The 12,861-nt window shown below is 73.9% G+C and carries 10 protein-coding genes; 4 read left to right on the plus strand and 6 right to left on the minus strand.

The genetic code is table 11. The annotated features are described in order from the left end of the window. Nucleotides 1–64 precede the first annotated feature (64 nt). Complete coding sequence (locus O7602_RS27540; protein ID WP_281585509.1) at nucleotides 65–2,140, plus strand: SpoIIE family protein phosphatase; 2,076 nt, start codon at nucleotides 65–67, stop codon at nucleotides 2,138–2,140. 847 nt (nucleotides 2,141–2,987) lie between these two features. Here the strand turns inward: O7602_RS27540 and O7602_RS27545 are convergent. After that, nucleotides 2,988–4,607 carry an FAD-binding oxidoreductase gene (locus tag O7602_RS27545; protein ID WP_281585510.1) on the minus strand — a complete coding sequence of 540 codons (1,620 nt, stop codon included), beginning with the start codon at nucleotides 4,605–4,607 and terminating at the stop codon, nucleotides 2,988–2,990. Between the two features lie 95 nt (nucleotides 4,608–4,702). Then, the gene (locus O7602_RS27550; protein WP_281585511.1) at nucleotides 4,703–5,317 is read right to left on the minus strand and encodes a TetR family transcriptional regulator C-terminal domain-containing protein; all 615 of its coding nucleotides are present in this window, start codon (nucleotides 5,315–5,317) and stop codon (nucleotides 4,703–4,705) included. Between O7602_RS27550 and O7602_RS27555 the strand changes: the two genes are divergently transcribed. Both O7602_RS27555 and O7602_RS27560 read left to right on the plus strand, forming a co-directional pair. Continuing rightward, nucleotides 5,310–6,908 carry an amidase gene (locus tag O7602_RS27555; RefSeq protein WP_281585512.1) on the plus strand — a complete coding sequence of 533 codons (1,599 nt, stop codon included), beginning with the start codon at nucleotides 5,310–5,312 and terminating at the stop codon, nucleotides 6,906–6,908. The genes O7602_RS27550 and O7602_RS27555 overlap by 8 nt on opposite strands. Then, nucleotides 6,905–8,998 carry a S9 family peptidase gene (locus O7602_RS27560; protein WP_281585513.1) on the plus strand — a complete coding sequence of 698 codons (2,094 nt, stop codon included), beginning with the start codon at nucleotides 6,905–6,907 and terminating at the stop codon, nucleotides 8,996–8,998. The genes O7602_RS27555 and O7602_RS27560 overlap by 4 nt, the downstream gene beginning before the upstream one ends. Nucleotides 8,999–9,048: 50 nt before the next feature. On the opposite strand, the gene O7602_RS27565 is transcribed toward O7602_RS27560, so the two are convergent. Then, on the minus strand, nucleotides 9,049–10,011 hold the full coding sequence (locus O7602_RS27565; RefSeq protein WP_281585514.1) for a threonine/serine dehydratase: 963 nt from the start codon (nucleotides 10,009–10,011) through the stop codon (nucleotides 9,049–9,051). Nucleotides 10,012–10,042: 31 nt separating this feature from the next. Between O7602_RS27565 and O7602_RS27570 the strand changes: the two genes are divergently transcribed. Further along, nucleotides 10,043–10,186, plus strand: a complete 144-nt coding sequence (locus O7602_RS27570) for a hypothetical protein (protein ID WP_281585515.1) — start codon at nucleotides 10,043–10,045, stop codon at nucleotides 10,184–10,186. Between the two features lie 9 nt (nucleotides 10,187–10,195). Here the strand turns inward: O7602_RS27570 and O7602_RS27575 are convergent, their stop codons facing one another. The 3 genes from O7602_RS27575 to O7602_RS27585 are packed head-to-tail and all read right to left on the minus strand — an operon-like array spanning nucleotide 10,196 to nucleotide 12,848. Further along, entirely contained in the window at nucleotides 10,196–11,617 is a 1,422-nt protein-coding gene (locus O7602_RS27575) for an FtsX-like permease family protein (protein ID WP_281585516.1), read from the minus strand. Further along, nucleotides 11,614–12,315: an ABC transporter ATP-binding protein gene (locus O7602_RS27580; RefSeq protein ID WP_281585517.1), complete on the minus strand. Its 702-nt coding sequence runs from the start codon at nucleotides 12,313–12,315 to the stop codon at nucleotides 11,614–11,616. The genes O7602_RS27575 and O7602_RS27580 overlap by 4 nt, the downstream gene beginning before the upstream one ends. After that, nucleotides 12,312–12,848 carry a PadR family transcriptional regulator gene (locus O7602_RS27585; RefSeq protein WP_281585518.1) on the minus strand — a complete coding sequence of 179 codons (537 nt, stop codon included), beginning with the start codon at nucleotides 12,846–12,848 and terminating at the stop codon, nucleotides 12,312–12,314. The genes O7602_RS27580 and O7602_RS27585 overlap by 4 nt, the downstream gene beginning before the upstream one ends. Nucleotides 12,849–12,861 lie beyond the last annotated feature (13 nt).

Below are 12,861 nucleotides of genomic sequence, written 5' to 3' on the forward strand. Positions count from 1 at the left end.
TCACGCCCCGTATCCACCCGGTCGGCCGGTTCGAGCGAGGCGCTTGGCACCCGGGGTGGCGGCGATGGAGGATGTGAAGGTGTCAGCGGAGGTGGAGCCGACCCACAGCGGCGGCGCGGACGAGCAGGTCCGGCGTGTCCGCCTACCCGCCGACCGGCGCACCCCGGCCGCGGCCCGGGCGCTCGTGCGCGCCACGCTCCTCGAAACCGGCCTGCCCGAGCTGCTCAACGAGGCGCTCCTGCTCACCACCGAGCTGACCACCAACGCGGTCGAGCACGCGCGCACCGAACTGGACATCGAGGTCGAAGCCGACCAGGCCGGGTTCACCGTCACGGTCACCGACTTCGCCTCCGGCCCGGTCGACGAACTCACCGTCGGCGTCCGCAACACCACCTCCGACATCACCGAGGTGGCCGCGCGCGGGCGTGGCCTGCTGCTTGTCGACCACTTCGCCAGCCGCTGGGGCACCACCTACCTGCCCACCGGCAAGGGCGTCTGGTTCCGCCTGGACCGTCCCGGCCTGTCCGGCGCCGCCCGCCCGTCCGCCCCGCCGGCCCGGGCGACGGCGCAGCCGGTGGAAGAGGGCACCCCGAGCGCCGCGGCGATGAGCGAACTCATGCAGACCACCCCCGACCCGTACGCCGACGAACCGCTGCCCGACTTCGCCGTCGGGCTGCTGACCCGGGTGGCCGAGATGGTGGGCGCCGCCGGGGGCACCGTCCGGCTCGACCGGGGCGACGGGCTGGGCACCCAGGTGTTCGCCCGCTACGGCCGGCAGCCACGCGAGGGCAACGAGCTGTTGCGCGTCCCGCTCGCCGTGCACCGCCCGTACGCCGGCGAACTGGAACTGGACGCGGCGCCCTCGACGTACGCCCGGCCGCTCGCGGTACTGGCCGCCGAGCGGCTCTCGCTGCACCTGGAGAACGACCGGCTGCGCCGGGCCGACGTACGCCGCTCCGCCTGGCTCACCTTCCTCGCCGAGGCGAGCGAGCTGCTCGCCCAGTCCCTCGACGTCGAGCTGACGATGGCGCTCATCCCCCAGCTCGTGGTCCCCCGGCTCGGCCAGTGGTGCGCGGTGCACACCACCGACGAGTGGGGGCGGCTGCGCCTCGCCGCGTGCAGCCACGCCGACGAGTCGCTCCTGCCCCACCTGCACCGGTTCCTCGCCGAGACCGGCCCGGACTCGGTCCAGACCCGGCTCCGCGAGGCGACCCGCAGCCAGACGCAGGTGCCGCTGGGCGGGCCGATGGAGGGCTTCGCCGTCCCGTTGATCGCCCGCGGGCAGCGGCTCGGCACCCTGGCCGTGGGCCGGCACCAGCGGCACCGGCACGACCCGGACGAGGTCTCGGTGCTGGAGGACGTGGCCCGGCGGGCCGCGCTGGCCATCGAGAACGCCCGCATCCACGCCGAGCGCCGCCGGGTCGCGCAGGCCCTCCAGAAGTCGTTGCTGCCGCCGGCGCTCCCGCTGGTCGAGGGCATCGGCTTCGCCGCCGAGTACGTCCCGACCGGCGACGACGCCGAGGTCGGCGGCGACTTCTACGACGTGCTGCCGCTGCCGGACAACCGCTGGCTGGTGGTGGTCGGTGACGTCTCCGGCAAGGGCGTGCAGGCCGCCACCGTGACCGGCCTGGTGCGGGACGTGATCCGGGTCCTGGTCGGTGACGGCAAGCCACTGCCGGAGGTGCTCGGCCGGCTCAACGAGACACTCGTCGAACGCGGCGGCGGACGCTACTGCACACTCGCGCTGGCCTCCGTCGCGCCCGGCGACGGCGACCAGCTCGACGTGTCCCTGCACCTCGCCGGCCACGACCGGCCGGTGCTGCTGCACGGCGGTGGCGGCGCGACGTTCGTCGGCGCCAGCGGCACCGCGCTCGGCCTGCTCGACACGATCACCACCCCGACGGCGGAGGTCGCGCTCAAGCCCGGCGACGCGCTGATCTTCTACACGGACGGGGTGACCGAGCGACGGCGCGGCCGGGAGTTGTTCGGCACCGAGCGGTTGCGCGAGTCGGCGGCCCCGCTGGCCGGCTACTCGGCCGACGTGGTCGCCGCGCGGCTGCGCGCCGCCACGATCGCCTTCTCCCCCGAGCCCCCACGCGACGACATCGCCGTCCTGGTCCTCCGCAACGAAACCCCCTGACCCGCCCCTCCCCCGGCTCCCGAGCTCCCATCCCTCCCGGCCTCCCACCGCTCCCACCGCTTCCCGGGCTCCCGGGCCCCCGGGCCCCCGGGCCGATCATGAGGTTGGCGCTCAGTTTTGTCACTTTTGCTCCCGCTAACCTCATGATCACCCGCTGGCCGTCTGGAGGGCGGGCGGGTTGGGTGAGGCCGCTTCTTCGATCTTGGACTTGCGGTGCCGCGGTATGTCGGTTTCGGGCAGGTATCGGAGGCGCCACAAGTCCAAGATCTGTGACCGCCTCAGATCTGACCGGTAAACTGACCCAGCTTGCACCCGTTTGGCCGTCTTGATGCCCGCGGTGCTCGGGAGACGTCGGTCGGCCGGACGCCAGTTCGGTGAAGTGGGGGTATCCGACCACCGGCGATGCCACCACTTCACCGAACTGGTGTTGATCATGGCCGAAACGACCGCCGGTCGCCCTTGCGCGCACGAGACCCGGCCGGAGAGCAGGCCACCGTGCGGCCGGTTGCCCGTTTTCACGCCTGCGCGGCGTCCCGAAGAGACCAGGTGACTTGGAAGGTATCGGCCCCTGGAGGGGCACTTTCCTGTCAAGATCTCACCGCCTCCCGGCATGCGAGAGGGGTCGGCCGGCACCTGGGAGCAGGGTGGTGGATGGTCGGCCGCAGATCACGCGCGCGATCAATGGCGTCATCTCGGCGCGGTCCGGCGTGCATGAAGTTGGCGGTGCAGTGCGTCCGCTTGTCACCGCCGACAGGACGAACCCCACTGACAACAGTCCCACTTGACACACCGGCGGCCCGGCCAAGGTCAAGGGCCACGGAATTGGGCGGCCCGGTCGAGGTCGGGGTCAGAGACCGCCGGGAAGACGGCCGGGGGCCAGCCGGCGGTGCGGATCCAGGTGCGCCTTGGCGCTGCGCAACCGCGTCAACGCCGGCAGGTCGCCCCAGAGGTCGACGGCGCGGCGCACCGGAGCCGGCGCCGCCACCACCACGCACCGGCCTCTTCGGGCGACCAGCACGCTGCGAACCGCGCTCAGGATTGAGGCGACCCGCTCGGGCGGCAGCGCGCCGGGCAGGGCGGCGTACGCGGTGCCGACGCCGGCCGACCCGCGTACCGGCATCGGGGCGCCGGCGGCGTCGCGCAGCGCGTAGACCGCGGCGTGCAGGTCGTCGACCGGCACGTCGATGCGCAGCGCGGTGTCGCCGGGGGCGAACGGGTAGCGCCCCCACCACTCCGGCGCGTGATGGTTGACCACCGACTCGCCGCCGAGCACCGCGGCCAGCCGCTCGGCTCGCTCCGCCACGTCGGACGGGCCGCCCTCCAGCAGGACCACCAGGCTGCCCGCCGCCGGTCGCCCGGTCACCGCCGGATGCTCGGGGCGGCCGGCCACCGACGGATGGCTCGCCGGGATCCGGCGGCGGGGCAGGGGCACCGGCACCGGCAGGTCCAGCTCGACCGCGGCCGGCCCGACGTCGGCGGCGAGCACCGCGCGGACCAGGTCGTGCACCTCCAGCGGCGTCCAGACCGGACGGGACACCCAGACCCGGCCGGCCGGCACGGCCTGCACCCGCATGGTGGCCGAGACCAGCACCCCGAGCCCGCCCTGCGAGCCGCAGAGCAGCCGGGCCACGTCCAGCCCCGGCAGGTCGCCGCGACCGAGCACCGCATCCCCGCCGAGGGCCGCCGGGCCGAAGCCGCCACCGCCACGGCCGAAACCCGCCGGGTCACCGTCACCATCCAGACCGCCACGGCCGAACCCGATCGCATCACCGCGACCGTCCAGACCACCGGCGCCGAACCCCGTCGCGTCGCCGGGACCGCCCGGGCCGCCCACCCCGTCGCCGCTCCCATCGGCCGCGAACAGGCCACCGACGTCGAAGCCGCCCGCCGGGTCGGCCCGCCCGAGCTGCGCCGTGCCGGACTCGCCGACGCTTACCAGCTCGCCGTCGGCGTCGAGGTAGCGGACGCCGACGAGCTGCGTGCACGGGCTGCCGTGCCGGTGGCGCAACGGGCCGGCCTCGTCGGCGGCCAGCACCCCGCCCAGCGTCGCACCGGGCGAGGGCACGTCGACCGGGAGGCGTCGACCGGTGCGGCCCAGCGTGGCCTGGACGGCGCGCAGCGGCGTGCCGGCACCGATCTCGGCCACCGCGGCGGCCCGCGGCTCGTGCCACACCCCGGCCAGCCGGCCGGTGTCGAGCATGATGTCGACCTGGGCCGGGGCGGCGCCCCAGTCGATCTTCGTGCCGGCGCCGCGCGGCACCACGGTCAGGTCGTGCGCCGCGGCCAGCCGTAGCACCTCGGCAGCGGCACGCGGGCCGCCCGGCACCGCCACCCAGCGGGCGGTGCGACCGGCCACCTCGTCGGCCGGGCCGGCGAAACGGGCGAACGGCGGACCGCAGATCTCAGCCAGCTTCCGGGTGATCTCGAGGGCTCCGGGTCGGTCGGTGGAACGCGCAGCAGCCGCCATGACGGTTATCGTACACATGTTCTAATGGCTGACGGCGCGAATCGGCGGCCTGCATGGTTGAGCTGGTGGGGTGGGCGGTCAGGGTCGGGTGCGCCTCAAGGCCGGGTTGCGCGCCGGAGACCGACCACTTGCGCGTGCAGCACCTCCGCAGCCTCCTCGGCGGTCAGGTGGCCGATGAGTACGTGGCTGGTGAGACCATCGGCGAGGGCGAGCAGGGTGCGAGCCTCGCGCTGCGGGTCGGGCGGCGCAGCGCCCTCGCCGACCGGCACACTCTCGACAACCTCCGCGACGAGGCGGGCAAGCAGGTCCTGGAGGGCCGCGTAGCTGGTCCTCAGCGGTCCGGCGAGCGGCTCGCTGACGGCCGCCTGGGCGACGAAGACGAGCCAGATCCGCGCTTCGGCGCGGTGCTCTTCGCGCAGCAGGGCGATCTCGATGGCCACGTGGCTCAGGGTGGTGGCAGCCGACTCAGCGTCGCTGTGTGCCAGGCGGTCCCGCACGCGCTCGGTGATGCGCTCGCCGACATGGCCGACGGCGAACAGGAGCATCTCGTCCTTGCTGCGAAAGCAGCGCTGAACGGCGCCGAGGGAGACCTGCGCGCGGGCGGCGACGTCCCGCATGGTCACCCCCTCTGGGCCGTGTTCGTCGACGAGGAGGCAGACGGCCTCGGCAATCTGGCGGCGCCTGCTTGCGTAGTCCACCTGCTTGGGCATCCTCGGTCATCTCCTTATTCCGATACGATCGTATCGCTTCTGGGATATGGTCTCGCGGCAAGCACGTCAACATGTGGACGGGAGCGAAAGGATCATGCAGGACGCCGTGTGGAAACTGTCGGCCGCCGCCCAGGCGGAGGCGGTCCGAGGCGGAGAGATTTCGGCGGTCGAACTCATCGACAGCCACCTGGAACGCATCACCGAGGTCAACCCGCGGGTCAACGCGGTCACGCAACTGTTGGCCGAGCACGCCCGTGAGGCCGCCGCGCGGACCGACCGGCGCCGCGCGTCGGGGGAAGATCTCGGGCCGCTGGCCGGCGTGCCGTTCACGGTGAAGGAATGCATTCCTGTGGAAGGCGTGCCGACCACGTTCGGAACGGCACGCTTCCGTAACCTGGTAGCGCCAGCAGACGCGCTTCCGGTGGCGCGACTGCGTGCGGCCGGAGCCATACCGATCGGGCACAGCAACATGCCCACGCTGGTCCTGGCGGGCATGCACTCTCGCAGCGAACTGTTCGGCGACACCGTCAACCCGTGGGATCCGAGCCGGACCCCGGGGGGCTCCAGCGGTGGCGACGGGGTGGCCGTGGCCACCGGCATGGCCGCGCTCGGGCTCGGCAACGACTCGGGTGGATCAGTGCGGATCCCGGCCTCGTTCTGCGGGGTGGCCGGGCTGAAGCCGACCGCCGGGAGGTTCCCCGCCGACCAGCGCGTCCTCGGTTCCGACGATCCTGGACCGGCCTCACAGATGCTGGTCACCGATGGGCCCCTGGCCCGTGGGATAGCCGATCTGCGCCTGGCATACGAGGCGCTGGCCGGTGCCGACCGGCGGGACCCGCGCGCCGTGCCGGCGCCCGTCCACGGCGAGCCGCTGCCGGGTCGGATGAAGGTCGCGGTCGTTGCCGACCCCGGGGGACACGGCGTCCACCACACGGTCCACGAGGCTGTCACGGCCGCGGCCGACGCGCTGCGGGACGCCGGGTACGACGTACGGGAGATAACGGATGTTCCGCGGCTCGACGAAGCACTCGAGGCATACGGCCGGATCACCGTGACCGAGTTCGCCGAGACCTGGCCCGTGGTGCGGACACTGCTCGGCAAGGACGGAGATCGCTACATCGCGATGGCGATGGAAAAGACTCCGCCCGCGACAGCCGGCGAGTTCATGAAGCTGATGGGGACCTGGCTGGGCATCCGCCGTTCCTGGGCGGAGTTCCTCGACGAGTACCCGCTGCTGCTCGGGCCGGTGTTCACCGAGCCGCCTGTCGAGCCGGGGCTGGAGTCGCGCGACAGGGCTGGCCGGGACCGGGTCGGCACGGGCATGCGCCTGTGCACGGTGACCAGCTTCGTGGGTGTGCCCGGGGTCGCCGTACCGACCGGGGTGATCGACGGGCTGCCGTCCGGCGTACAGATCATCGGGCGTGCGTTCCGGGAGGACCTGTGCCTGGCCGCTGCCCAGGAGGTGGAGGATCGCCTCGGCGTGCTCGCACCGATCGACCCGCGCCCGGCCGTTCCGCCCACCAACGGGACACCGATTCGCGCGGCGAGGGCTCCGGGCGGCGGCCCGCCGACCGGTAACGTGGCGCCGTGACCACGACCCCACAGCCCACGGCGAAGCGCGTTCCGGCCGAGCGGACCCACCACGGTGACGCTGTCGTCGACGAGTACGCCTGGCTCGCCACCAAGGACGACCCGGAGACGATCGCCTACCTGGAGGCCGAGAACGCCTACACCGAGGCGCGCACCGCGCACCTGGCCGGGCTGCGGGCGGAACTGTTCGAGGAGACACGCCGGCGCACCCAGGAGACCGACCTGTCGGTGCCGACCCGCAAGGGCGACCACTGGTACTACACCCGCACGGTCGAGGGGCAGCAGTACGGCGTGCAGTGCCGACGCACCGTCCGCCCCGGCGAGACCACGCCCCCGGTCAGCGCGGACGGCGCCCCGCTCGACGGCGAGGAGGTGCTGCTCGACGGCAACCAGCTCGCCGAGGGACACGACTTCTTCTCCCTCGGCGCGTTCGACGTCAGCCCGGACGGGCGCTGGCTCGCCTATTCCACCGACTATTCCGGCGACGAGCGGTTCACCCTGCGGATCAAGGATCTGTCCACCGGGGAGCTGCGGCCCGACGAGGTGCCCGACACGTTCTACGGCACCGCGTGGTCGAGCGACGCCTCCACACTCTTCTACGTCACCGTGGACGACACGTGGCGGCCGAACCGGGTGTGGCGGCACACCGTGGGCACCGGCTCGGGCGAGGACGTGGTGGTCCACCAGGAGGACGACGAGCGGTTCTGGGTGGGCGTCGAGCTGACCCGCTCCGAGCGCTTCGTGGTGATCGACATTCACAGCAAGATCACCAGCGAGGTACGGGTGATCCCGGCCGCCAACCCGACCGGTGAACCGGCGATCGTGGCACCGCGCCGGCAGGGCGTCGAGTACGCCGTCGAGCACCACGGCCACCGCTTCCTGATCCTGCACAACGACGGCGCGGAGGACTTCGCGCTCGCGTACACCTCGGCGGACGCGCCGGGCGACTGGACGCCGCTGATCCCGCACACCCCGGGCACCCGGCTGGAGGCGGTCGACGCGTTCGAGAACCACCTCGTCGTCTCGCTGCGCGGCAACGGGTTGACCGGGCTGCGGGTGCTGCCGATCGGCAGCGACGACAGCTGGGACATCGACTTTCCCGAGCCGATCTACAGCGTCGGGCTGGACGCCAACCCGGAATACCGCACCGGCACGGTCCGGCTGCGCTACACCTCGCTCGTCACCCCCGACTCGGTCTACGACTACGACCTGACCACCCGCGAGCTGACGCTGCTGCGGCGCAAGCCGGTGCGGCCCGGCCCGGACGGGCGGGCGTACGACCCGGCCGACTACGAGCAGCACCGCGACTGGGCGCTGGCCGACGACGGCACCCGGGTGCCGATCTCCCTGGTCTGCCGCCGGGACACCCCCCGCGACGGGTCCGCGCCCGCGGTCATCTACGGCTACGGGTCGTACGAGGCCAGCATGGATCCCTGGTTCTCGATCGCCCGGCTGAGCCTGCTCGACCGCGGCGTCATCTTCGCCGTGGCGCACATCCGCGGCGGTGGCGAGCTGGGCCGGCGCTGGTACGACGAGGGCAAACTGCTGGCCAAGAAGAACACGTTCACCGACTTCGTGGCCTGCGCCCGGCACCTGGTCAAGGCCGGCTGGACGGCGAGCGACCGGCTGGTCGCCCGGGGCGCGTCGGCCGGCGGCCTGCTGATGGGCGCGGTGGCCAACCTCGCGCCGGACGCGTTCGCCGGGATCGTCGCGCAGGTGCCGTTCGTGGACGCGCTCACCTCGATCCTCGACCCATCGCTGCCGCTGACGGTCACCGAGTGGGAGGAGTGGGGCAACCCGCTCGACGACCCCGAGGTCTACGCGTACATGAAGTCGTACACGCCGTACGAGAACGTGACCGCTGCCGACTATCCCGCGATCCTGGCGGTGACCAGCCTCAACGACACCCGGGTCCTCTACCACGAGCCGGCCAAGTGGGTCGCCCGGCTGCGCGCGGTCGCCCCGCAGGGCGACTACCTGCTCAAGACCGAGATGGGCGCGGGCCACGGCGGCCCGAGCGGCAGGTACGACGCCTGGCGCGAGGAGGCGTTCGTCAACGCCTGGACGCTGGACCGCCTCGGCCGGGCGTGAGCGCGCGGTCGCACACGTGTTAGGAGGGGCCCCTGCTTAACAGACGTCTGTTAAGCAGGGGCCCCTCCTAACACGCCGAGCGCGGCGGCGAGCACGGCCGGGTCGGCGTTGCCGCCGCTCACCACCGCGACGGTCCGCCCGGCCGGCAGCTCGTCGCGGTGGAACAGCCGCGCGGCCGTCGCGACCGCGCCGCTCGGCTCGGCCACCAGCCGCGCGTCCCGCAGCAGCCGGCCGGCAGCCACCATGATCTCGTCCTCGGTCACCGTGACGATGCCGTCGAGCCGCTCCCGCAGGTGGGCCAGCGTCAACGCGGACAGGTTGGTGCGCAGTCCGTCCGCGCAGGTCCGGTAGGTGCGTTCGACGTCCCAGACCACCACCTCGCCGACGGCGAGCGACTCCTGGGCGTCGGCGGCCAGCGCCGGCTCCACGCCGATCACGGCGGCCGTCGGGCGCAGCGCCTTGACCGCCGTGGCGACGCCTGAACCGAGTCCGCCGCCGCCGACCGGCACCAGGACCACGTCCACGTCCGGCAGGTCGGCGACGATCTCCAACCCGACGGTGCCCTGGCCGGCGATGACCGCCGGATGGTCGAACGGTGGCACCAACGCCCCGCCGGTCTCCGCCACGATCCGTTCCGCCTCGGCGAGCCGACGCGCCGGCGGCACCAACCGTACGTCGGCGCCGAGCCCTCGCATCCGGGCCACCTTGACCTGCGGCGCGCCCTCGGGGACCACGACGGTGCAGGGCACCCCGAACGTGCGGGCCGCGTACGCGAGCGCCTGACCGTGGTTGCCGGAGGAGTGGGTGACCACCCCTCGGGACCGGGTGGCCGGATCGAGCCGGGCCACCGCGTGGGTGGCGCCGCGCAGCTTGAACGACCCCACCGGTTGCAGGCTCTCCGGCTTGAGCCACAGCTCGTCGTCCCAGGCCGTCCGCAGCAGCGGGGTCCGCAGCACGGTGCCCGCCACGTCGTCGGCGGCGGCCCGGACATCGTCGATCGAGATCAGCTCCATCGCTCCATCCTGCCCGCCCTAGACTGCCGGGGTGACCGAGGAGGAGCGGGTGGCGGCGCGGCGCGGGCCGACCTGGCTGATCCTCGTGGCGGTCGCCGCCGCGCTCGCGATCTGCTGCTGCTCGTCCGTGATCGGCCTGGCGGTCGCCGGGTCCACCGGCCTGCTCGGTCGCTGACCCGCCGGCTCAGGTGCTGCGCAGTTCCTCCACCGACGTGGCGGAGCGCAGGAGGAACAGGCCGGCCACGACCGTGACCAGCACCGCCGCCAGCGCGCCCGCCGCAAACCACGCCAACTGCTCCCACGGTACGTCCGGCGTCTGCTCGTAGCCGCCGCCGCTGGGCGCGGGCATCAGGCCGGCGATCAGCAGGTAGCCGACGGTCAGCGCGAGCCCGATCGCCGGCACGGCCGGGGCGAGCGCCGCCCAGAGCAGCGAGCGGCCGATCACGGCGCGGGGCACCCCGGTGGCCACCTGCGCCGCGTACGCCCGACGCCGGCTGGTGATGCCCTCGACCACGGCCACCAGCAGCCCGCCGCCGGCGATCACCACCGCCACCACGACCGCCAGGTCGACCAGGTCCATCGCGCCGAGGTAGAAACCCGGGTCGGACAGGCCGCCGCCGGTGCGGCGGGCCAGCTCGGCCTCGGCCAGGAAGTCGGCCCGCACGCCGGCGGCACCGGCGCCGAAGATCAGCGCGGCCAGCAGCGCGGCGAACGTGCGGCTGCCGGCCCACGGGTCGGCGGTCAGCCGGCGCGCGGCGAGCAGCGCGGCCGGGCCACGCCCGTGGCGGTGCAGCATCCGCCCGGTGGTGTACGAGATCCAGCCGGTGCCGGACACCACGCCGATCATGGCGATGAGTGAGCCTGTCATCACCAGCGTCGGTACCAGCCAGCCGGGCTCCACGGCGCCGCGCCGCCCGTACCAGAGCAGGAGCGGGCGGATCGCGGCGAACAGTGCGAGCGCGACCAGGATGAGCACGCCCGGCCACGGCCAGGGCGCCCGCGTGCGGACCCGGCGCACCACGCCGAACGGCGTGGCGGTGACCCGGCGCAGCAGCAGTGCGCTGACCAGCGCGGCGACCAGCGGCAGGCCTATCACGACGGCGGCCACCGCCACCGGGGCCGGACGCACGTCGGTGGGCAGCGGCAGCCGGCCGGCGGCGTCGGGCCGGTGCAGCAGCCGGCGGCCGACCGTGAACACGGCCAGGCCGGTGACGGTGCCGAGCAGGCTCGCCACCCCGGTCTCGGCGACCGCGAGGCGGGTGACCTGCCCGGGGGTGGCGCCGGCCAGCCGGAGCGCGGCCAGCCGTCGGTCGCGCCCGGGCGCGCCGAGGCGGGCGCACTGGCCGGCCAGCCCGAGCACCGGTACGCAGAGCAGCAGCAACGCGAACGCGACGCCGGGGCGCAGGCCCGGCTCGCGCAGCAGCGCGTTCGTGTACTGCTCGGACTGCGTCCACTCGTTCCCGGGCGGCTTCACCACCGCCAGCACGGTCAGCGCGGCCAGCCCGGCCAGCGTCGCCAGCGCGGCGCTCAGCGCGGTCAGCGCCACCCGTGCCCCGTCGGTGCGGGTGCCGGCCAGCGCGAGCCGCAGCAACGTGCCCGGCCTCACCGCGACCCGCCCGACAGCGCCGGGTCGAGGCCCAGCCCGGTGTGGTCGACCATGCCGTCGCGCAGGCTCACCTCCCGATCGGCGTACGCGGCGATCCGCGGCTCGTGGGTGACAAGCACGACCGTGGTGCGCTGCTCCCGGGCCAGCCGGACCAGTTGGGTGAGCACCTGTTCACCGGCGAGCGTGTCGAGCGCGCCGGTGGGCTCGTCGGCGAAGAGCACCCGAGGCTCGGTGACCAGGGCCCGGGACAACGCGCACCGCTGCTGCTGCCCGCCGGACATCTCACCCGGCCGGGCGTCGGCGACCTCGGCCACGCCGAGCCGTTCCAGCCAGGTGAGCGCCGCCGTCCGCGCCGCTCGCCGCCCCGTGCCGGCGAGGAGCAACGGAAGGGCGACGTTCTCCGCCGCGGTCAGCTCGGCGACGAGCTGGCCGAACTGGAACAGCACCCCGAACTCGGTGCGGCGCAGCCGGGAGCGGGCCGACTCCGACCACGTGTCGATCCGCTCGCCGCGCCAGGTGACCTGGCCGGCGTCGGGGCGCAGGATGCCGGCGAGGCAGTGCAGCAGCGTCGACTTGCCGCAGCCGCTGGGGCCGGTGACGGCGAGGATCTCCCCCTCGGCGACGTCGAGCGTCACGCCGCGCAGCGCCGGTGTCGGGCCGTACGCCCGCACCACGCCGCGCGCCTCCAGGAACGTCATGCGTGCACCTCCCGGTGCCAGTCGGCGACCCGGTCGAGGGTGGTGTGCAGCCACCGGAGATCCGCGTCGAGGTGGGCGATGGCGAAGTCGGCGGCGACCACGTCGTCGAGGTGCGCGGCGGGGGCCGTCTTGACCGCGGTCAGCTCACGCAGCCGCGCGGCGTGGGCCCGCCGCTGGGCGATCAGGTAGGCGCGGGCCTGGTCGGCGTCGGCCACCAGCAGCGCGACCACCACCTTGGCGAAGAGCGTGCTTGCCACGTACGGCATCGGTGGTTCGACGGTGGCCAGCCACGCGTCGAGCGTGGCCCGCCCGTCGTCGGTGAGCGCGTAGGCGGTGCGGTCCGGTCCGCCGTGGCGGGTGGGGCCGGCCGGGGCGACGAGGCCGTCCCGATGCAGCCTGGCCAGCGTCGCGTAGACCTGCCCGAAGGCGAGCGGCCGGGCCCGGGGCAGCCGCTCGTCGTGGGCGCGTTTCAGCTCGTAGCCGTGGCGCGGCCCGCCGGCGAGCAGGCCGAGCAGGACGTGCTGAGTGGACACGGCCTCACTATTC

Origin of the sequence: Micromonospora sp. WMMD1128, from assembly GCF_027497235.1 — a bacterium.
Classification (GTDB): Bacteria; Actinomycetota; Actinomycetes; order Mycobacteriales; family Micromonosporaceae; genus Micromonospora.

Coding starts and splice junctions, on each gene's coding strand:
- O7602_RS27540 (WP_281585509.1), top strand. CDS start 65: ATGGAGGATGTGAAGGTGTCAGCGGAGGTGGAGCCGACCCACAGCGGC.
- O7602_RS27545 (WP_281585510.1), bottom strand. CDS start 4,607: ATGGCGGCTGCTGCGCGTTCCACCGACCGACCCGGAGCCCTCGAGATC.
- O7602_RS27550 (WP_281585511.1), bottom strand. CDS start 5,317: ATGCCCAAGCAGGTGGACTACGCAAGCAGGCGCCGCCAGATTGCCGAG.
- O7602_RS27565 (WP_281585514.1), bottom strand. CDS start 10,011: ATGGAGCTGATCTCGATCGACGATGTCCGGGCCGCCGCCGACGACGTG.
- O7602_RS27580 (WP_281585517.1), bottom strand. CDS start 12,315: ATGACGTTCCTGGAGGCGCGCGGCGTGGTGCGGGCGTACGGCCCGACA.